We start from the raw sequence: 20,661 nt of genomic DNA on the forward strand, positions 1-20,661 counted from the left end.
AAAATAGCATCTCCTTTTTTGTTGGTCTATTATGTAATAAGTGGCTGATCATAATTAAAAATAGTTCATAAATACAGAATGAATTTTACCTTACCTGAGTTTAATTCAAATGCATTTAAGCTATAGATAATTTTGAACAGGTACTTAACTCCACTCAAACCATATTATTTGGCATGACTTTCGACTTTAGTTTTCCAAACAATCACTATCAATCCTAGATGAGAACATTAACTTTTATCTTCTTATTAATAACTCCCCTATTCTGCTTGTCACAGACTTTAACACCTGTCTCAAAAAATGGGAAATGGGGTTTTCTACAAAATTCAAATAACACTTACCCCTATCAATTCATCACTTACAATAAAAATGATGAAGTTTTCAAAGTTGGACAATCCAATAAAATTGGAATTTTAGATCTCTCTGGAGAAACTTTAATCCCTTGTGAATATGATCGAATTGAAGTTGTCAGTAATCAATTATATGTAGTTTGGAATGAGAAAGGAGCCACAATTGTAAATAAACAAAACGTTCCTCTCAGCACAACGTATTACGATCACATTTCTCCTTTTGGAATGTACCTTAAAGTAACGGACAAAGGAAAAGAGGGTGTCATCAAAAAAGACGGTACGGTCATTTGCAAACCAATTTATGACACGGTTACTTTACTCAAAAACAACCCTGTCTTTGTCGTACAAAATGGAGATCAAAAAGGTTTTGTTGATTTAAAAGGGGAAGCCCCTTTAACTATTGAATTCAAAGATATTAAAGTCGTTGCCCATAAACAGCTATTAGCGACTTATCACAATACTCCACTCGTTTCATTTATTTTAATTAATGACGATGGAAGCTTAAAAAGTAAAAAAGATTTCAACAAAAAATCTGACTTTCAATCTTTTCAGAAAAGATTTTATTTAAGTGTCATAAAAAAGGAATTTGCACAAAGTGGAACGACTGCACCACAATGGATCGAAATCATGGGAGATCATTATTTAATTGCTCCCAATGGTAAAGAATTACTAGAAGGCAAGTCATTTTTCTACGTTCAACAAGCAGAAGACAGTCCACTTTCAATTGCAAGAAGAGAAGAAAGAGATGGTACATTAAAATATTATTTAATTAATCATCAAGAAGGAAAAATCCTTTTTAGTGATACTTTTAAAGACATTGTTTTTGCTGATTTTGGAGAAAGTAACTGGGCTAGAATCTCTGTAGATACGCTTTGGGATTGTCTGATTAATAAAGACGGTGACGTAAAGAGAACAATTCAGGCAGATGGTATGAATTACAGCATGCTTGACATTGGCAACTTTTATGAAGGTTTTGCCTATTTCCATGCAAAGAACAATAACAGCTACGGTTTTATCAATACTAATGCTGAGAGTGTTATTCATCCTACCTATTCACTAGCGTCCGATTTTAAAGAAGGATATTCTATTGTGAAGAAAAATGGGAAATTTGGAGCCATTAATCAACAAGGAAAAGTGGTTATCCCTATTTCTTATGATGGCATTTCACTTTGCGAGAAAGGTTGGTTTAGGGTCAAAATGGGTTCTGGAATCTCTGGTAAATGGGGAGTTATCAACACTTCTGGAAAAACAGTATTAGAATGTAAATACCAAGAAGTATTATTAGATGATCAAGGAGCCAATGTAAAATTAAACGGAGCTTGGGGGCGATATCTACGTTCATATAAGTGGGCTTTTACTCCAAAAATCAAGGTTTCTAAAATTCATGCTTTCAATAATGGAATTGCAAAAATGGAAAGAAAACCGATTTATGATCCAGTCGACAGAAAGACTATTCGTGGTTATAAATATCAAGGCTTCATTAAAGAAAATGGGAAAGTAATCATTCCTCCTGTTTACTCTTCTATTATTGGTTTTCAGAAAGCTTGGGAAAAACAAGAAGGTTTAGCGATTATCAACAAGAAAAACCTACATGGCTTTGTCAATTATTTAGGAGAAGTAGTATTAGAAGCAGAGTATCTTTCAACAGGTAACTTCACTGAAATTTGGACTATACACAAAGGGATTGCTAAAGTAACAAATAAAGATAGACTAACTTCATTTGTAGACTCTAACGGGAAAGCAGTTTTACCATTTGAATATGATGATATAAGTGAAAGTTATGAGAAAATTTGGAACGATAGCACCGGAGTAGCCATTGCTCAATTAAACGGAAAGAAAGGGTTGATAGACTTCGAAGGAAATAAAATATCGCCATTTGTGTATCCTAAATTATTTCAAGTCAATTCCAATTTATTTGTGGGACAAGTACCCAATAAAAAATGGGGAATGATCAATCAAGAGGGAGATACAACGGTTGCTTTTAAACATTCAAAAGCATTACCTCTATCTTCAAAATACTCTCAATTGATACAAGATACTTCCCTTGTTTATTCCTTGTTAGATGATGGACAATGGACGAATGAGATAATTACAGAAAAAGAGGAAAAGGTTTCTTCTCTTCAAAAGAAAGACGAATATACTTACCATCATATTGGAAAGGATTACGCTATTGTTTCCAAAAAAGGGAAATCAAAACTGCAAGGTGTGATTAATAAGGAAGGGAAAGTGATCATTAAACTAAGCTTTAAAAAGATTTTGCCATTTAATGAAGGCATAGCCGTTGCACAAAAAGATGGAAAATCAGCAAAAGATAGAAAATACGGCTTTATTGATAAAAAAGGGAAATGGGTTATCTCAGCCACTTATAATAATGCACATTCTTTTACTAATGGTTTAGCTGCAGTTTGTATGAAAAACAAATGGGGCTATATCGATCAAAATAATAAAATCACACTTCCTATTCAATACAATAAGGCTTCTGATTTTTATGGTAGCATTGCTATTGTTAATGAAACTATAATTATTAACCAAGAAGGGAAAACAATAGGGAGTATTCTCAAATCAGAATCGATCAAATCGGTTCATCAAAACCATATTATTGTAAAAGGTATTGGCTACGAAAAACACCTTTCTATTAATGGAATTGAACTTTATGATATGGATTTTAACGAAGTAACTGCTTTTAATAGTGCAGGAATTGCCTTTGTAAAAACAGGTGAGCAATGGGTTTTGAATAGAACGATTAACGAAAACAAAGTCACAAAGCTGTTTACAAAAACAGAAAAGGAGTTCTATGAAGAAAAATATGGTAAGAATAGAAGGGTAGTTTCACTTACGGGAGACGTATCACAAGACCATGGATTCGAAAAAGTTAAAGATGGGCAATGGAGAATGATAGGACTAGATGGTCAACCACTCAACAATATTTTATTTTATAATGTAAAAGACCACAAAGACGGCACATTTACGTTTGAAATTAAAAACATAGGTGAGGTGACCGATCAAAATGGAAATATTGTAACGAAACATTTCATTCAATCCACTCAGCTTTTCAGTGATGGGATTCTAATCTATAATGAAGGGAATTCGGAGTTTATCCACTAAAAATATTCTTTTATTTCACAAAAATGGGCAGATCAATCTTTCAATTTGATCTGCCCATTTTTATTAAGGTGACACCTATATACCACCTTAATTTATTGTTGTTTATTAGTTGTTTCGAATTTATATACTTGAATTCATTAGTGACTTTGCTTGTTCTTCTCCTTTTGATGTTAAATGAGGGCAAGTTCGTTTGTTTGAAATTTCAGGATGATGAATAAAACCTTGGTTTTCCATCATATTCAGTAATACTTCCGACTCTGAATTGGTCATTGAAATTCCAAGGTTCCTTGCAACTTCACCAAAAGAGTTTCCAGAATTGAGGCAAATACCGACTAACAGTTTCGAGAATTTGATTTCACTTGACATATCAATAAAGGGTTAAGGTTTAACAGTTATAATAGTTAATATTTAATTACGAAATCGGTTTCGTTAAGATTCATTGTTTAACTCTATTTAATATCAAACAATATTATTTTAAGACGCTTTAAAAGCGTGACCCTAAAAACACAAAAAAACTGTGATTTTCGAAAAAACCACAGCTCTATCTTTATAACTTGAATGCTTAATTAAGCATCACCATTGATTAGACTCATTGCTTTATCATTTCCTTTAGGTGATAAATAAGCAAAAGTTTCTTTCGTTGATCTTTCAATTTTAGAAACGAAACCGTCCATCTCTAATTTTGATACAAAATTGTTGATTTCATCTCTATTGGCATGAATTCCAAAGTTTTTGGCAATGGATTGTAGAGAATCACCACTTTTCAGGCATAATCCGATAAGGAACTTAGAATACTTGACTTCTGTTGACATAATTATTATTAGGTTATTACTTAGTTAAGAAATAAAGGGTAACGTTTCGAGATAACAATCTTTAATTGTTATTGTTTTCAACTATTAATACAAAGGTCAAGTTCTGCAACCGATTTCGCAAACTTTTATTGTTAATTCTCTGTAAACTATAATGGTATGAAATACAATTCATTAGAAATAAATATGAATTGATTCTAAATAGATCAAAAGAAAGTTATAATAGTTTAATAGTTCTATTATCTTTGCACGTTCATAAAAAATTATCATGAGTAGTATCCGTAATATCGCTATCATCGCCCACGTCGATCATGGCAAGACCACACTAGTAGATAAAATGCTACACGCGGCTCAATTGTTCCGCGAAAATCAAGAAACAGGTGAGTTGATCCTTGATAACAACGACTTAGAGCGTGAAAGAGGAATCACCATCCTTTCTAAAAATGTTGCTATCGAATACAAAGGAGTAAAAGTAAACATTATTGACACTCCTGGTCACGCCGACTTTGGTGGTGAGGTAGAACGTGTATTAAAAATGGCTGATAGTGTATTACTATTAGTTGATGCCTTTGAAGGACCAATGCCTCAAACTCGTTTTGTATTAGGTAAAGCACTTTCATTAGGTTTAAAGCCAATCGTAGTAATCAACAAAGTTGACAAGCCAAACTGTCGTCCTGACGAAGTGCATGACCAAGTATTTGACTTGTTCTTCAACCTTGACGCTACTGAAGAGCAATTAGAATTCCCAACTTTCTACGGTTCTTCTAAAAATGGTTGGATGAGTGATGACTGGAAAAATGAAACAGATTCAATCGTTCCATTATTAGACGGTATCATTGATCTTGTACCAGAAGCTCCATCTCCAGAAGGTGATCCTCAGTTACAAATCACTTCATTAGACTTCTCTAACTTCGTTGGACGTATCGCTATCGGTCGTTTAACTAGAGGTACTTTAAAAGAGAGATCTTTTGTTGGTTTAGCAAAAGCTGACGGTTCAATCAAGAAAGTACACATCAAAGAACTTCAAACTTTCGAAGGTTTAGGTCGTAAGAAGGTTGAAGAAGTACACGCAGGTGATCTTTGTGCAATTGTTGGTATCGATGACTTCGAAATCGGTGATACAATCACAACTGTAGAAAATCCTGAGCCACTTCCTCGTATGGCGATCGAAGAGCCTACAATGAGTATGTTGTTCATGATTAACAACTCTCCTTTCTTCGGTAAAGAAGGTAAGTTTGTTACTTCTCGTCACTTACGTGATCGTTTATATAAAGAAACTGAAAAGAACTTAGCTTTAAGAATTGAAGCTACAGATTCTGAAGATAGATTTATTGTTTATGGTCGTGGTATTCTTCACTTAGCCGTATTGATTGAAACAATGCGTCGTGAGGGTTACGAACTTCAAGTAGGTCAGCCTCAAGTATTATACAAAGAGATTGATGGCGTGAAGCACGAGCCAATTGAAACATTAGTAATTGACGTTCCTGAGGAAGTTTCTGGTAAAGCAATCGAATTAGCGACTCAACGTAAGGGTGAATTGTTGATCATGGAGCCAAAAGGTGACATGCAACACTTAGAATTCCAAATTCCTTCACGTGGTATCATCGGTTTAAGAAACAACATCTTAACGGCAACTGCTGGTGAAGCAATCATGACTCACCGTTTCAAAGAATACGCTCCTTTCAAAGGAGAGATGAACTCTAAAACAAACGGTGCTATCATCTCTGACCAAACTGGTACTCCTACTGCTTACTCATTAGATAAGCTTCAGGATAGAGGTGTATTCTTCGTAGATCCTACTGAGGAAATCTATGAAGGTCAAGTAATTGGTGAATTCAACAGACCAATGGATTTAAGAGTTAACATTATCAAGGGTAAGAAATTAACGAACATGCGTGCTGCAGGTTCTGATGACAACTCTAAGATTGCTCCTAAACGTCAATTCTCTCTAGAAGAATGTATGGAATACATCAGAGAAGACGAATTAGTAGAGGTTACTCCTGAGAATATTCGTATGCGTAAAATCAAATTGAAGTAATTTCATTAATTGATTTTTGACTTACAAAAAACGGCTTGGAATTAATTTTTCAAGCCGTTTTTTATTTTAAAGAGGTAATTCAAATTCGGTCAAATCCTTGTAAAAAGTCTGCATTCCATTTTCTCTCATAATTGCTTCGTTCTCCTCTCCAATTCCAATAAACTCTAACTCTAAGTTTTGGGCGGTCTTCAAATCCCATAGCCCATCTCCTATTGAATAGATTTTATCAAACTGCTCTACTTGGTAAAATTCCTTCGCATTTTCTATCGCTTTTGAAACTATATTTTCTCTTTCGTAAATGTCATTTGAAGGCACTAATTGAGAAGGATCATAAGAGGCTCCAACTACTTCTAACTTTAATTTAGCGGGTTGAATAATTGAGCCAGTCGCATAACAAATACCATAGTTCTCATCTTTTTGAAGGCTTTGTATTAATTGAGAAGCACCTTTAATCTCTTTGATTTCATGTTTATTAATCTCTGAATAAAGGATCGACGCGAACTGTTCTTGTACTTCAGACGTAAATTCTTTTTGAACGTATTCTTCATAAATTACTTTTGAAATATAAGAGTCTGTATGATGTTTATATGTTTTAAAATTAAAGCCTTCTTCCTTTACTCCTAGCTGTTTTAATGCTATTAAAAAGGCATTGATATGAACCTTTACTGAGTCTGTTAATGTACCGTCGATATCAAATACGATTAAGTTCATTTGTTTTTTGTTTAGATTTATGATTTTTAGCTAGTACACAAAAAAAGAACCAAGAAAATCAATCCTTGGTTCCTCTATTCTTTATCTGTAGTGGCTATTATTTTTTCACGACCTTTTTAATGATCAATTGATCTTCCACTTTCAATTGGATCAGATATAACCCTGATGAGTAAGTACTCATATCCAATGGAGTAGATTTTCTAATGGTCAATGTTTCTAATTGAACTCCAGAAGCATTTGTAATTAAAACTGTTGCTCCTTGGATAGCTGGATCGAGATCAATTGTAGTGATTTGATCAACAAAACTTGGATAAACGTTCACCAAATTTCCCAAACCATCCTCTAATGCATTCGGTCCTTCAGGATCAGTGATATCAGCAATGATTTCTTCAGTTGGTAAAGTGACCTCCACGGCTACAGATTGACCTGCTTCGTCACTGGCTAAAATGATAATATCTAAGTCTTCAATCGCATTTTCTATCCTTGTACCACTAGGTAATTTTGACGGATCAATAGTGAAGGTTAATGTTTCTGGATCAAAAATCACCCAATCAGGTAAGGCATCCCCATTGGCTAACAATACTTGATAAATAATTTCACCAATCAGTTCCTTAAACAGCTCTTCTGCAATTTCTACAACAGCTTTACCATCTTCAGTTTCTTCGATTTGCAGATCCTCTTCTTCAACTTTCTCTACTTCCTCGAAGTTGTAAACCACACTGATCACAGTATTATTTTCCGATAGATGATGTGAACGATTGTTACTTTCATCCTGTCCAACAAAAGCTTCTGCTTCTCCATTGACAAACAACTGATAGTAAATTATGCTTTCAGGAAGGGAAATGGAAGTTGAATAAACATTTGTTGTATCATTCTTCACCAATTCAATTTCCTCAGACCAATTATCAAAAGAACCTTTTATAGTAAGTACATCATTTATTGCATCAAACCCACCCGTATTGATGGCCGGTTGCATATTAACTTGCCATACAGCATCAAAACGTTCCTCTGGAATTTCATCATTAAACCACATCGATATGATTTGCTGACTATTTTCCTTTGTTACTCTTCTAATACTGTCTTCACGTACAACAACATCATCTTCTCCATCCTTTTGGGTATAATGAAGCACTGTAAATGAAATCAATGAATCTACTTCAAACTTTCTTGTATTGTAAGTGTACAAACCTTCATCATCCACAATCATTGGGTAATTATAACGGTGAATACCATCGTAGATTTCAATTCTCAAACCAGCACCTTCTACTTCAGTGTCAAATTTACCTAACGTTTCCTGATGTGACATATTTACCTTAAAAACTACTTCTTTATTGTCAATATCCTCCTCATCAAAGTGATATTCTAATGTGGTCGTTTGACCCCTTACAGGAGTAACTGTCCTTAAACGTTCTCCGCCAGGAAACTCACGACTGAGGCTAAACCATTCTCCATTGATTCTTGTAATAAAGCTTATTTCGGCTTCTGAGTGATTACCAATTCTGTATTCACCTTCATAAATATTATCACCATCTTCATCCGTCAAATCAATAATTCCGCCATTCCAATCGGTCATTGTCCCAACGACATCAAGTTCATCTTGCCCTGGATCAAAACGGCCATTTGCAGCCATACCAAACATATTCACTACAAAACGTAGACCTGTATAGAATTCATCGTTGTTGAAATACCTTGAAGTGGTCGATGTTCCTGTAACTGGATAAATTGTAAATTCATTTTCTATCGTATCTATTACCGAATTGTAAGCGACTTTATAAATTAAGGAATCATTGAGGCCTATCACATTTGAAAATCCTGTATAAATAAAATCTTCTTTTAGCTCCAACGAATACCCTCTCAGTGGCTGAACTGCTAATTCATTATCATAAAGATATAATCGTACATTCCCTGTCACCGTATCCTCCAACATCACTTTAGACATATCTATTTCAAAAGTGGTTCTAGGGTTATCAATATTTTCTCTGTTATAGAAAATTGAAAAATCATTTACTCCTCTTTGTAACATCAACGCCCTATTGTAGGAAGACCTTAATTCGTTTCGATTCCAGTTACTGTTCAACCTGATCTTAAATTCCAGATCTGAATCCATTAATGAATCAATCAGAACATTATAGATCAAATCATCATCGTCATCAGTAAGCATTATGTCTTGTGACCAAGAACTATTGCTTCCAATAAAGTTCACGGTATCGACACTTGGATCAAAATCTCCATGCTCAGCTTCCCATCGCATGTCAACAGTTAACTGTAATGAACCGACAAAATCAATATCATTGTAATAAAAGGAAACCAAATTACTATTGTCCATTACAGTATAGATTCTGAAGTTATCCTCTTGAACAATTGTTGGTGTAGTGCCTGGAATGTGTGTGCTTATTTCAACAATAAATTCATATTCTTCTCCTACATTTCTCAACTGCGAGGTTGTTTTATAAATGCTTTCCTCTTTGTGTTGTAATAGGTATTTATGATGCACTTGTCCATCAGGCCTTAAAACCTTTAAACTAAGGGTTTGAGTTGAATCTTCAGGCATAAAAATCCCTAAAAAAATAGCCTGTTCCATATTTACCTCAAATGTGGTCAATGGATAATAAACATCTTCATCATTGTACTTAAATGAAATAATGTTATGCTGTTTGTCTGCAATAAAAGCATGACGAGTTACGCTTGTTGCGGCATACTCATGACTTAGTGGTTCCCAAGAAGCATTTATTCTTGCTTTAAATTGAATAGAATCTCTAAATGAAGGTTCGAACTTTAAGGTATAAATACTGTCTTGATCATCATCATTAAGAATATATTCATTTCCTCCACTCCAATTATTGAAACTTCCTGCTATATCGACAAAGTCTGCAATTGGGCTAAAGAGGTTTTGATTGATCGCAGCTTTCATATCCACCCTAAACTCAACCATAGTTGTATCAACTACAACTGTGGTGTCTCCATCATTAGAAATTTGGCCGACATGCATAAAAGCATTGCTATGTGTGTAAGGTCCACCTTGAGAGAAAACAATAGGGCTACCAACATTTGAAAAATGCTGATAATTTCCTGTTGAAGAATGTGCCCCTCCAATAGATAATACACTGTGCGTTTTCTGTGTTATTTGGGCATTTGTGTTGAATGAGACACAAATAATAAAAGTAACAAACGAGATTACTTTCAATAATGCCCTTACATAAGAAGGTATCATATTGTTATTATTTCGATTGTACTTCTGATAGTAATTGTAACATTTGAGCTTGTAATACTTTGATTTGCTCGGCATTTTCTTGTGCAGTATTCAAACTCGCTTTCAGTGACTTATTTTCTTCGGATAATGTCTCAATTTTTTGATTTAATTCCTTGATAGCCTCAATCAATACAGCCACTGTTTGAGCATAGTGCACAGACTTGTAACCTTCTTGATCTGTTTTTACTAATTCAGGAAATACTTCCTCCACCTCTTGAGCAATCAAACCCACTTGTTGATCTCTATCAAAAGACTTTTTAGGGAATTGGTCTGCTTTATAGAAATAAGAAACACCTTTTAATTGCATTACTTTTTCTAAACTATTTTGGAGTGGATTAATATTTGACTTGTAACGACGATCTGATGAAATAGCACTAAAATCTGTAAATCTATTTAATACCAATTCTCCTCCTAAAGTATCACGAATTATAATTTCACCATATTCTCCGAATTGATTATCGTGAGCGGTTGATACTCTTACCAAATCACCAATATTTTCTCTTGAAATTCTGAAACCATTAGGATCAATTCCAACTTCTTTTGTACTACCTACATTTCTAACAAAAATCGATGCGTGAGTACTTTCTGTTTCTTCTATTACAATAGCTTCAAATAAGTTTTCATCATCCTTGCTCATTTGCATTGAAGGAAGATAATTGTTCCAATCTGGAACATCAAAACTAATTCTTGAAGATACATTTCCATATTTATTAATTGAAATATTATCAGAAGTCATATCAGAAGCAGCTCCTTTGATATCATTACTAATAGACATCCAACCTGAAGTATAACTAGCATAGATACTATCATTGGCATGTTTCATCCAAATATCTCCGTACTCCATACCGTTTTCTTGTAACTTTGAAATTTGAACATTTACAAGACTACCATTTGCATTAGAATCTTTAGAAGGGTTTAAAGCAACCATAGGTAAATGACCATCCCAGTCTTTTTCATAGATTGTTACTCCACTTCCATTGTCTGCTTCATGATTAAAGCTAGATGCATTTATATGTGTATGTTGCTTATCAGAGATACCATTATAAAAAGAGATTGCACCATACTCCGATTGAAGATGATCATCATACTCAACAGATATGTCTAGCATACTTTTGAACCAATCTCCATCATCAGGGGTTTCACCATAAATATGAATCATAGGACGGTTTGAATTGGTCCATTCTTGTCCTGCCATTGTAATATTTGGAGAGGAATGTCCCCAAATTTCCATCACTGAAGAAGGTCCTCCGTTTGGATCTGTATTGAAATGAAAATCAATAGCAGCTTGAGAATCCTCAGAGGTTTGTAATCTAAACGATGCTGCCTCTCCTACCATTTGATCACTTTGATCATGAAGTGTATTCAACTGAAGGTTGACCAAAGGTTTGTGTTCTACCTTGTACCCCTCCAAGTGAAAATAGGGTAAATCATCTGCATCCCAAGTTTTAAAACCTGTACCAACCCAAGCACCTCCATTGCCATATAAAGAAAGTAAACCACTTGTTTTTTGGTTCTGAGAATAACCAGTCAACCACGCTTTTGAAGCTCCTGTACTGTCATAAAGGGCTACACTTCCGTTTTTAAAGCGGTTAGACTCTATAGAAACATTACGAATTCCATCTAAAGAATAAATTCTAGTTCGAGAAGAAGTAATCATTGTTCCAACACTATCATTAGGATGTTGAATTGAAAGCTCCTTCATGTTTTTATTAACAACGGGAGCATATAAGCTAATTGGATCAAGCTTAGTTCCATCTACTTCTACAAAAAGAGTAGTTTCTCCTTGAAGGTTATAAATATCACCTTCTATTGGGGTAATTGATCCCAATACTACAGCATAAAAACCATCTACAATTTGAACATCTTGATGTGTTTCATTCCAATTACCAATAGAGAAGGAAATTGTTTTGGTACCATTTACAGGGGTACCATTTTCTGAGAGTTTACCTTGAAAAGGTATTTTTTGGGCATGAAGCATAAGGGCTGCAAACATTGCAACCGCAAAGAGAAAAAGTGTTTTCATTTTTAAAGTAGGTTATGCATGATAAAATAGTTTCCTTTGTGATTTTCAAAAATCACGAGTCGATTCAAATCTATACATTATTTACAAATATTACATAATTAAACCTCGATTTTTTATGAATCAACATGTTAACTACTTTTTAAACACTCTTTATACTCTATTTATTGGAAATTAATAGTGGTGATTTGGGCATAAAAAAGGTGATGAAAAACTCCATCACCTTAAATAGATACTCATAAAATTTAATTGATAAATCGGTGTATTGCTTCATTGGCATTATCCTGATAAACAGGGTTACTAAAACCATTATAGTAAGGACTTTGATCTACTAAAGGTCCTGTCAACACATTCTTCTTACTTGCGTAAAAAACGCCACTCTCTAATTTTTCGTTATTAATACTCTGCACAAATCTTCTGGCTCCACTTTCTAAACTATGAGAAAGTCCTAAAAGTGGCATTATGATCGGCATACCTACATATTTATACATGATACGCTGCAAGAAAGGCATATCATTGAAACCATCTGTTCCTCTTGTTCCACCTGGACTTACACTAATAAATTTGATATTAGGATATTTTCTTGCCATTGAGGACATCCATAAAGTACCACTCAACTTCACGCCTGAATAAGCTAGAATCGCATCAAAGTTTTTCCCAAAAGCAGAACCATCAAAAAGCGACGTAAATTCATCTACGCTTGCATTTTTCAGCTGATATTGTTCCATTCCCATTTTCTTCACTCCTCTTGCCACTTCCGAGCTTGCATAAAGTGCAATATTGTTCAATTTATTATTCTTGAGTAACTCATCTACGAGCACAACATGACCTAATAAGTTAGATGCAGTAATAGTAGTCACACCTTCTTTTGTGGTTCTATCAGGTGTCTTTCCTCCCATTCCTCCAGCATTCATTATTAATGCATCAATTGAAGTATCTAAACCTGCTATTGCTTTCTTTACAGAATCTGTTTGAGAAACATCCATAATGATAATTTCAAAAATATTCCTCCCTGTTACTTTCTCTAATTCCTGTTTCGCAACTTTTGCTTTTTCTAAATTTCTACAAGCCAAATATATTTTTTCAGTTTCTTTGATTTGACCTAATTGACGAGCTGTTTCTTTACCAATACCTGCATTGGCACCAGTAATCATTATTACTTTATTCATGATTGTAATGTTTATAGGGTTAATTAAATTGAGGATGAGAATGAAGGAGAATTTGCTTCAATTTTTTTCTTCTGGAAAAGGAAAAAGCCTACAAAACCTAATATGAATTCTAAGACTGTAGCTTTGATCACTTCCTCTACCGGCATTCCGTCTGATAGTATACTAATCAACCTTCCTGTACCTATGGATAGGAAAACGATAGTGGGAATTAAAGTGGATAAATACGAGAGTTTTGAATTGAATGCTCCTGTTATTGTTGTCAGTCCAAGAGCGAAAAGAAGGGCACTATATGCTCTCGCTTCGTTGAGTGCATTTACATTTCCACCTGAAAGATCAATTCCTCCAGTGGCTTTCATTTCGATAGGCATTACCAATGAAGAAAGACCTATAAATGAAAGTAATAGTCCTGAGAGTACGAGATAACTCTTGATTGTTTTAGATTGTTTCATAACTTCTGTTTGTAATTGTGTACTACAAAAGTCGATGAAAAATAAAGGATTGTTTGATCGTTTTAGCTCAAAGGTTTCTCATTTTGGTTCAAGCGGAAATCAGAGGGTGATTTCCCTACAAAATCCATAAAATTTCGATTAAAAGTAGCCAAAGAATCATACCCTACATCATAAGCAATATCTGAAACTCTATCATTGGTACTTTGCAATAAGTCTACAGCTTTTTCAATTTTTTTAGTGTTGATGTACTTTTTAGGGCTTTCATCAAATACCTCTTTAAACTTTCGCTTGAAAGAAGAGGTACTCATCTGTGCTAGGCTAGCCAATTCATCTATCGACAAGTTTGTATAAAGGTGTTTTTGGATCACTTTTTTAAAATTTACCTCATTGGGTTTAAAAATTGCCGAAAGGAAATCTAATTCTGAAGGGGCTGCGGTTGATTTTGAAACTAACAAAATAAACTCCTTGAGTTTTGCCTTAATAAGGCTTTCATCTGCCAAAGAAGGATTATCCAGCAAAAGATTAATGCTCTCCCTATAGTTATCCAATAACTTATCCACCTCCACTTGCTTTACATTATAGTCTACTTTATGATTGAGTTTCGTAAAATCGAATTCAAAAAGATCTTTTACAATCGATGGATATAAGAAGATACCAACTGATTCAATTCCTTCATCACAACTTTTAGAATCTTTCACTGGCTCGAAGAAATAGTTTAAACACTTTGCCAACATTCCTTGATGACGGTTGACTTTGAAATAATCCTCAGGTGTTCGTACAGCTACTTCTCCTTTGTTAACGAACATAAAACAAGCTTCATTCTCAACATACTGTTTTAAAGTACGATCAAAGCTAGGCATAGATAACTTGATGAAGACAGGTTGCCCTTTATAAGTAATATGTTGTTCTTGATATCCCATGGTCAGAAGTTAAAAAAGATATTATTCAAAAATATTGAAAATAACTAAAAACAAAAAGAGGTTACCATTATCATGATAACCTCTCCAACTTAGTATGAAATGAAATGAATTATTACTTATATTTTTAAATATTATATATTTTTCTCTGTTTGAATTACTTATCCTAATTTAAATAACTTTTGATAAGTATTAAAAGGAATAATGAAATATTGAAACAAGTTCAACTTGAAGTACCATTCTTGTAAAACTTCAAATCTTTTTTCCTTTCAGTTATGTTTTACGTTATTACAAAGGTAAAGGTTGTATTTAATAATTAACATGTGTTAAAACAAGCATATATAGTCTTTTACACCATAAATTAACCTGTTATAACGCAGATTTAATTTTATGACATTTTCAATAAAAATCATTTTATTTGAAAATATAATAATTATTGTTCGTTATACATTTATAAAAATCACAACATTAAATATTCACTTAACAATAATTTAATTTAAAATACGGCTTTTCCTATAATTAAACAGATTTTCAATTGCACTTGTATAAGTTACACATAACATTGTATCACACTTTAAAATCATATTCATTCAACTTATTTTAATACATTTTTTAATTTGTTAAGGTTTTAATGATTGAACAATGTTATAGGATGTATTTTTTTCAATTATTTTAACTTTAATAAGCATTAATACAACTCTGATCTGCTTTAAGGACAGTTGGTTATAGTGTCAAATGGCTTTAATTCAATTTTAAAAATAAAATTCCCTTCAAAATATCAAATGATACTTCAAAGGGAACTTAACTATTCATTTAATGTCAAGGCTAATACATTATTAACTGAATTATCGCCATCTTTCAAGCTAACTTCATACAAGTATTGATAGGGTCTCCTTTCAAGCTACTTTCTTCTTCATTTTTGTCTTGAAACAAAAAGAAGCAAAAAATTCAAGGCTTAGAAGTCAAAAGCTAAATTCCATTTCTCTCGCCTAAATGATTTTAAACTCGCTGCACTCAAACAACAAAATCATTTTTAACGACTCAATACATGAAATTCTTCACGCTTTTCCCTTCAATGCCGGGGGAATACTACCAAACTAAAATGGTAGAAAGCTCACTGGCGCTAATGTTAAGCGTTAGCGTCATTTGTGTCCTTCAGATCATCAGAAATCTCCTGATTTCTGAATACTGTAATTAACGATAATTTAGTTTACAATGTATTAATTATGATAATCCATCAATTAACCCATCCTTAAACATAATTTTATTGGCTTGAGGTTCTTTTGGCAGACCTGGCATTCTCATAATGCTACCCGCTCTTGCTACGATAAAACCTGCACCATTGTTGATTAATAAATCTTCAAAGTGAATATGGAAACCTCCAGTTGGTGCTCCAAGAATCTTTGGGTTGTCTGTAAATGAACTTTGTGTTTTCGCCACACAAACTGGCAATTCAGACATACCGTATTTCTCAATTCTTTTTAATTTCTTCAAAGCTTTGGAATCCATTTTAATTCCATCCGCTCTATAAATCTTTTTAGCGATCTTATCTAGCTTTTCATAGATAGAGTCTTCAAGGTCATAGGTAAACTGTAACGGGCCAGAAGGGTTAGTTTCAATCACGTCTACTACTTTTTGAGCTAAGTCAGTGGCTCCTTTTCCGCCTTTCATAAAACTATCATTGACAGCAAACTCTACTCCTCTCTCATTACACCATTGCTCTACAAAATTCATCTCATCTGTGGTATCAAAAGCGTACTGGTTGAATGTCACCATCACTGTTTGTCCGAAACCTTGCATATTCTCAATATGTCTTTCAAGGTTTTTCATCCCTAACTTCAGGCCTTCAATATTGGGTAGCTTAATGTCGTCTAAAGCCACACCTCCATGCAATTTTAAAGCCTGAGAGGTCGCTACAATCACTGTAAGGTCTGGGTTTAAACCTGCTTTTCTGCATTTGATATTGAAGAATTTCTCAGCACCTAAATCTGCCCCAAAACCTGCTTCGGTAATCGTATAATCAGCATAGTTCATGGCCATTTTAGTGGCCAAAACAGAATTACAGCCATGAGCAATATTGGCAAATGGCCCTCCATGGATAAACGCAGGAGTATTTTCAGTCGTTTGCACCAAATTGGGGTGAATAGCATCTTTCATCAATACAGCCATTGCACCTTCCACACCTAGGTCTCTTACATAAACTGGGTCATTATTATGGTCATACCCTAAATAGATATTACCGATTCTCTCCTGGAGGTCTTCTCTATTTTCGGCTAAACATAAAATAGCCATCAATTCAGAGGCTGGTGTAATATCAAAACCTGCTTCAGCAACATCACCATTTCCAATGCCACCCAAACCTGTAACAATTTGACGAAGTGTTCGGTCATTGACATCCAAAACCCTTCTCCAGTTGATGGACTTCAATTGCTTCCCAGAAGCTCTTTCAAAATGTTGGTGGTTATCAACCAATGCTGAGATCATATTGTTGGCGGAAGTAATGGCATGGAAGTCTCCTGTAAAATGTAAGTTGATGTCTTCCATTGGCAATACTTGAGCGTGACCGCCCCCTGCAGCACCTCCTTTCATACCAAAACAAACCCCTAATGAAGGCTCTCGCAATGCTGGAATTGCATTGTGTCCCAACTCTTGTAAACCTAAAGCTAGACCAACAGAAGTTGTTGTTTTTCCAATTCCCGCTCTAGTAGGAGTGATCGCTGTTACAAGAATTAGCTTTTTCTTGTTATCTCTTTTCTTATTCAATAATTCATAAGGAACTTTGGCCATATAATGACCGTAAGGAATCAGGTCTTCCTCTGGAATACCAATACTTTTTCCCACCTCATAAATACGTTTTAAGACAGTTTCTCTAGCGATTTCTATATCGGTTTTCATAGTTCGTCAGGAAATAATAATATGTTTATAATGCTTAATATGGTCCTTTTACTATAGTACATGTGCGAAATGAAATAGTTAGGCGAATTGAAATATAACTATTTTCATAACATTTTTAATTTACATAACAACGATAAATATTACATTATCAGCAACTTAAATCACACTACAGTTTAATTTTCATTGATTGGTATGCCAAAATAAAACATATTAATAGTAAATTAAGGTGTTATAAATCACCATCTAACAAAAACACATAGAATGACATTGGAATTAATTAACTACAAGAAAACTCAACAAATAGCTTACATCTCTCTCAACAGACCTGAGAAACGCAATGCACTGAATCATCAGTTAGTTTCTGAACTCAAAGAGGCCCTCGATAATATAGAAAAAGACAATACTGTAAAAGCAGTAGTACTCAAAGGAGAAGGAAAAGCTTTCTGCGCTGGAGCTGATTTGGCTTATATACAAGACCTTCAGAATTTCTCTTATGAGGAAAATCTAGAAGATTCAAACCACCTTAAAGAGTTGTTTCTTAAAATCTATTATTATCCAAAAATTATCATAGCGAGTATTCAAGGTGCCGCTATTGCTGGAGGATGCGGATTGGCAACGGTTTGTGACTTTGCATTTGCTGAAAGTGGTGCTAAGTTTAGTTATTCTGAAGTTAAAATTGGTTTTATCCCTGCCATTGTCAGCATTTTTTTAGTCAGAAAAATTGGAGAAGGAAAAGCAAAGCAACTCCTCCTTTCAGGACAAGTTATTACAGCTCAAAAAGCATTAGATTATGGTTTGATTAATGGAATCACTTCTGCTGAAAATTTGGAGGAAGAGGTTCTTGAATTCGCTAAAAAATTAGTTTCCGAAACCTCTTTACAAGCCAAAGCGGATACCAAACATCTTATTGCTTCAACTTGGCATTTACCTTTAGAAGAAGCAATGAATTTAGCCGTTGTTTCGAATGCAAAAGCTAGAAGTAATGAAGATTGTAAAAAAGGTATTGCTGCTTTTTTGAATAAAGAAAAAATTGAATGGTAATTTTTGAGGTATGAGGTAAGAATAAAGAGGTAAGATGTGGGATTCTTACCTCTTCATTCTTACCTCATACCTAATACAAGTCTTATTGTACTATTTCTTTTTCAGGATAAACTTCCTGAATTATAGCGTAGAATTCATCGATCAAACCCTGATCTGTAAAAGCTGAATTCATTGGCTTTTGGTCTACGGTCGGGCCTAATGTTTTCTTTTCGGGAGAACCTAAAATATCTCCATTTTCACCTCTTATTCCTTCGATAGCACTTACATACTTTTGAGCTGCCTGCACAGGGCTTTGTGCCATTCCCACCCATTTCATCATTGTAAATCCTATATTCTCTAAAAACCATCTCTCGAAAGCCGGTTTTGTGGCTAGGCCATTGGTACCATAAGTTAAACCTGGGGTGAACCAAATGTACTCTTGACCGTCTTCTGCATCTTGAGCGAGCTTTGACACTAAGAGTGCACTCATCAATTTGGAGGTCCCCATAGCATTCATATCATGATATTTTTGACCTTTCAGATTACCTTTAATGTAATCTCCCAAGATTTTTGGAGAACGAAAAGTCGGTTTATCCATCATTCCTGGAATACCTCTTGCTCCTTCTCCACCGGCAAATATCACCCTAAAGTTTTCTGAGAGAAGATTATGTCTTTTTAAATTTTGAAGTACAATATACCCTCCTATTACGTTTTGGAAAATTGTTTTCTCAATGGTATGTCCATTCCAATTGATGTACTTGAACTCTTTCCCAAAAATGACTCCTCCTGATTGTAAAAACACAACATCTATTTTATGTTGAGAAGGAAGAGTGCCCACTGCTTCTTCAATAGCCAAAGGATCATTCATATCAAATCCTCCATATGTTTCTAAAGTATCAGCAGTCTTATTGCTTTCTGCATTTAATAAAATCTTATGCTTTGCTTGTTGTGCTTTTTCTTTGGTTCTACAAGCCATCAAAATACTACCATATCCTTTATTGAAGAGTATTTTGGTGGTTTCTAAACCCATTCCTCCATTTGCTCCCGTAATTAAAATCCTTGTGTTTTGTTTTGATTTATTTTTCATAATAGTAATAGCGATTATTGATTTTCGATAGTACAAAGTACGGCTATTACAAAAGGATTAAATTGGAATATTAGGTCAATAAAATGGTAAATTAGGTCAAGGTAATTGAGCTGAAAGAGAGATTATATTTTCTCTATAATCATTAATAATTCACTCAACATCATAGCAGTAGCTCCCCAAACAGTATGTCCATAAACATCAAAAGCTGGCGTTTTAAACTTCACACCATTATCCAAATCAACGATATGCTCTTTATGGTTATTGATATCTTGTAATTGACTAATGGATGCTTCCACTACTTTATCCACTTCGTATTCATCAATATTGTATTGAAAAACATCGCTATAATTCGCCACTACAGGTACTACATGCATATTTGAAGGCGGAATATAGATATCCGATAATGTTCCTAATACTTTATTTCTCTCCACACTCACACCTATTTCCTCATAGCATTCTCTTAAGGCCGTTTCTATTAAATCTTCATCAGTATCATCATATTTCCCTCCAGGGAAAGCCATCTGACCACTATGTACTCCATCATAAGATGGACGCTGAATTAATGGAAAAATTAATGAATCTTCTTCCTCTTTCAATAGAATCAATACTGCTGCTTTTCTTGCTGTAGTAGGGATATCAAAAGGTGTTTCGTCTTGTCTTTTTAAAGACGACATCTTATCGTGTGCATCACGACCTGGTTTAGGTTCTGATAGTCTCTGTCTTAATTTATTTTGCCAATCGCTCATCAAACTTGTTTATTCGTTATTAAAAAATGAATCTGTATTCTTCAAGCTGTTGTACAATTAAAAATGAAACATATTGGATTTCAACTATATCAACTGCT

Annotated in this window: 14 protein-coding genes; 3 read left to right on the forward strand and 11 right to left on the reverse strand. The window is 34.2% G+C overall.

The window, feature by feature from the left end:
- Positions 1-218 precede the first annotated feature (218 nt).
- A complete protein-coding gene (locus IC221_RS13800) occupies positions 219-3,452 on the forward strand; it encodes a WG repeat-containing protein (protein ID WP_188169526.1) in 3,234 nt (1,077 codons plus the stop codon).
- Positions 3,453-3,572: 120 nt separating this feature from the next.
- On the opposite strand, the gene IC221_RS13805 is transcribed toward IC221_RS13800, so the two are convergent.
- Both IC221_RS13805 and IC221_RS13810 read right to left on the reverse strand, forming a co-directional pair.
- Positions 3,573-3,818: a hypothetical protein gene (locus tag IC221_RS13805; protein WP_188169527.1), complete on the reverse strand. Its 246-nt coding sequence runs from the start codon at positions 3,816-3,818 to the stop codon at positions 3,573-3,575.
- Between the two features lie 200 nt (positions 3,819-4,018).
- Positions 4,019-4,264, reverse strand: a complete 246-nt coding sequence (locus tag IC221_RS13810) for a hypothetical protein (RefSeq protein WP_044205368.1) — start codon at positions 4,262-4,264, stop codon at positions 4,019-4,021.
- 265 nt (positions 4,265-4,529) lie between these two features.
- Between IC221_RS13810 and typA the strand changes: the two genes are divergently transcribed.
- Complete coding sequence (gene typA, locus IC221_RS13815; RefSeq protein WP_188169528.1) at positions 4,530-6,299, forward strand: translational GTPase TypA; 1,770 nt, start codon at positions 4,530-4,532, stop codon at positions 6,297-6,299.
- A 66-nt stretch (positions 6,300-6,365) separates the two neighbouring features.
- Here typA and IC221_RS13820 read toward each other — a convergent pair whose 3' ends face one another.
- The 7 genes from IC221_RS13820 to IC221_RS13850 form a co-directional block, all read right to left on the reverse strand.
- Positions 6,366-7,010, reverse strand: a complete 645-nt coding sequence (locus tag IC221_RS13820; RefSeq protein ID WP_188169529.1) for an HAD family hydrolase — start codon at positions 7,008-7,010, stop codon at positions 6,366-6,368.
- Positions 7,011-7,107: 97 nt separating this feature from the next.
- Positions 7,108-10,221, reverse strand: a complete 3,114-nt coding sequence (locus tag IC221_RS13825) for a T9SS type A sorting domain-containing protein (RefSeq protein ID WP_188169530.1) — start codon at positions 10,219-10,221, stop codon at positions 7,108-7,110.
- A gap of 7 nt (positions 10,222-10,228) precedes the next feature.
- On the reverse strand, positions 10,229-12,283 hold the full coding sequence (locus IC221_RS13830) for a tail fiber domain-containing protein (protein ID WP_188169531.1): 2,055 nt from the start codon (positions 12,281-12,283) through the stop codon (positions 10,229-10,231).
- A 242-nt stretch (positions 12,284-12,525) separates the two neighbouring features.
- A complete protein-coding gene (locus tag IC221_RS13835; RefSeq protein WP_188169532.1) occupies positions 12,526-13,449 on the reverse strand; it encodes an SDR family NAD(P)-dependent oxidoreductase in 924 nt (307 codons plus the stop codon).
- Between the two features lie 23 nt (positions 13,450-13,472).
- Positions 13,473-13,898, reverse strand: a complete 426-nt coding sequence (locus IC221_RS13840) for a DUF4345 domain-containing protein (RefSeq protein ID WP_188169533.1) — start codon at positions 13,896-13,898, stop codon at positions 13,473-13,475.
- A 62-nt stretch (positions 13,899-13,960) separates the two neighbouring features.
- On the reverse strand, positions 13,961-14,818 hold the full coding sequence (locus IC221_RS13845) for an AraC family transcriptional regulator (RefSeq protein WP_188169534.1): 858 nt from the start codon (positions 14,816-14,818) through the stop codon (positions 13,961-13,963).
- A gap of 1,221 nt (positions 14,819-16,039) precedes the next feature.
- The gene (locus IC221_RS13850) at positions 16,040-17,710 is read right to left on the reverse strand and encodes a formate--tetrahydrofolate ligase (protein ID WP_188169535.1); all 1,671 of its coding nucleotides are present in this window, start codon (positions 17,708-17,710) and stop codon (positions 16,040-16,042) included.
- A gap of 261 nt (positions 17,711-17,971) precedes the next feature.
- On the opposite strand from IC221_RS13850, the gene IC221_RS13855 reads away from it, so the two are divergent.
- Positions 17,972-18,751, forward strand: coding sequence for an enoyl-CoA hydratase/isomerase family protein (locus IC221_RS13855; protein WP_188169536.1), 780 nt, complete (start codon positions 17,972-17,974; stop codon positions 18,749-18,751).
- Positions 18,752-18,833: 82 nt separating this feature from the next.
- Here IC221_RS13855 and IC221_RS13860 read toward each other — a convergent pair whose 3' ends face one another.
- Together IC221_RS13860 and IC221_RS13865 are read right to left on the reverse strand one after the other, a co-directional pair.
- The gene (locus IC221_RS13860; RefSeq protein ID WP_188169537.1) at positions 18,834-19,817 is read right to left on the reverse strand and encodes an SDR family NAD(P)-dependent oxidoreductase; all 984 of its coding nucleotides are present in this window, start codon (positions 19,815-19,817) and stop codon (positions 18,834-18,836) included.
- 122 nt (positions 19,818-19,939) lie between these two features.
- Positions 19,940-20,563, reverse strand: coding sequence for a CoA pyrophosphatase (locus IC221_RS13865; protein ID WP_188169538.1), 624 nt, complete (start codon positions 20,561-20,563; stop codon positions 19,940-19,942).
- Positions 20,564-20,661 lie beyond the last annotated feature (98 nt).

It is taken from the genome of Flammeovirga sp. EKP202, from assembly GCF_014534745.1.
In the GTDB taxonomy this organism is placed as follows: Bacteria; Bacteroidota; Bacteroidia; order Cytophagales; family Flammeovirgaceae; genus Flammeovirga.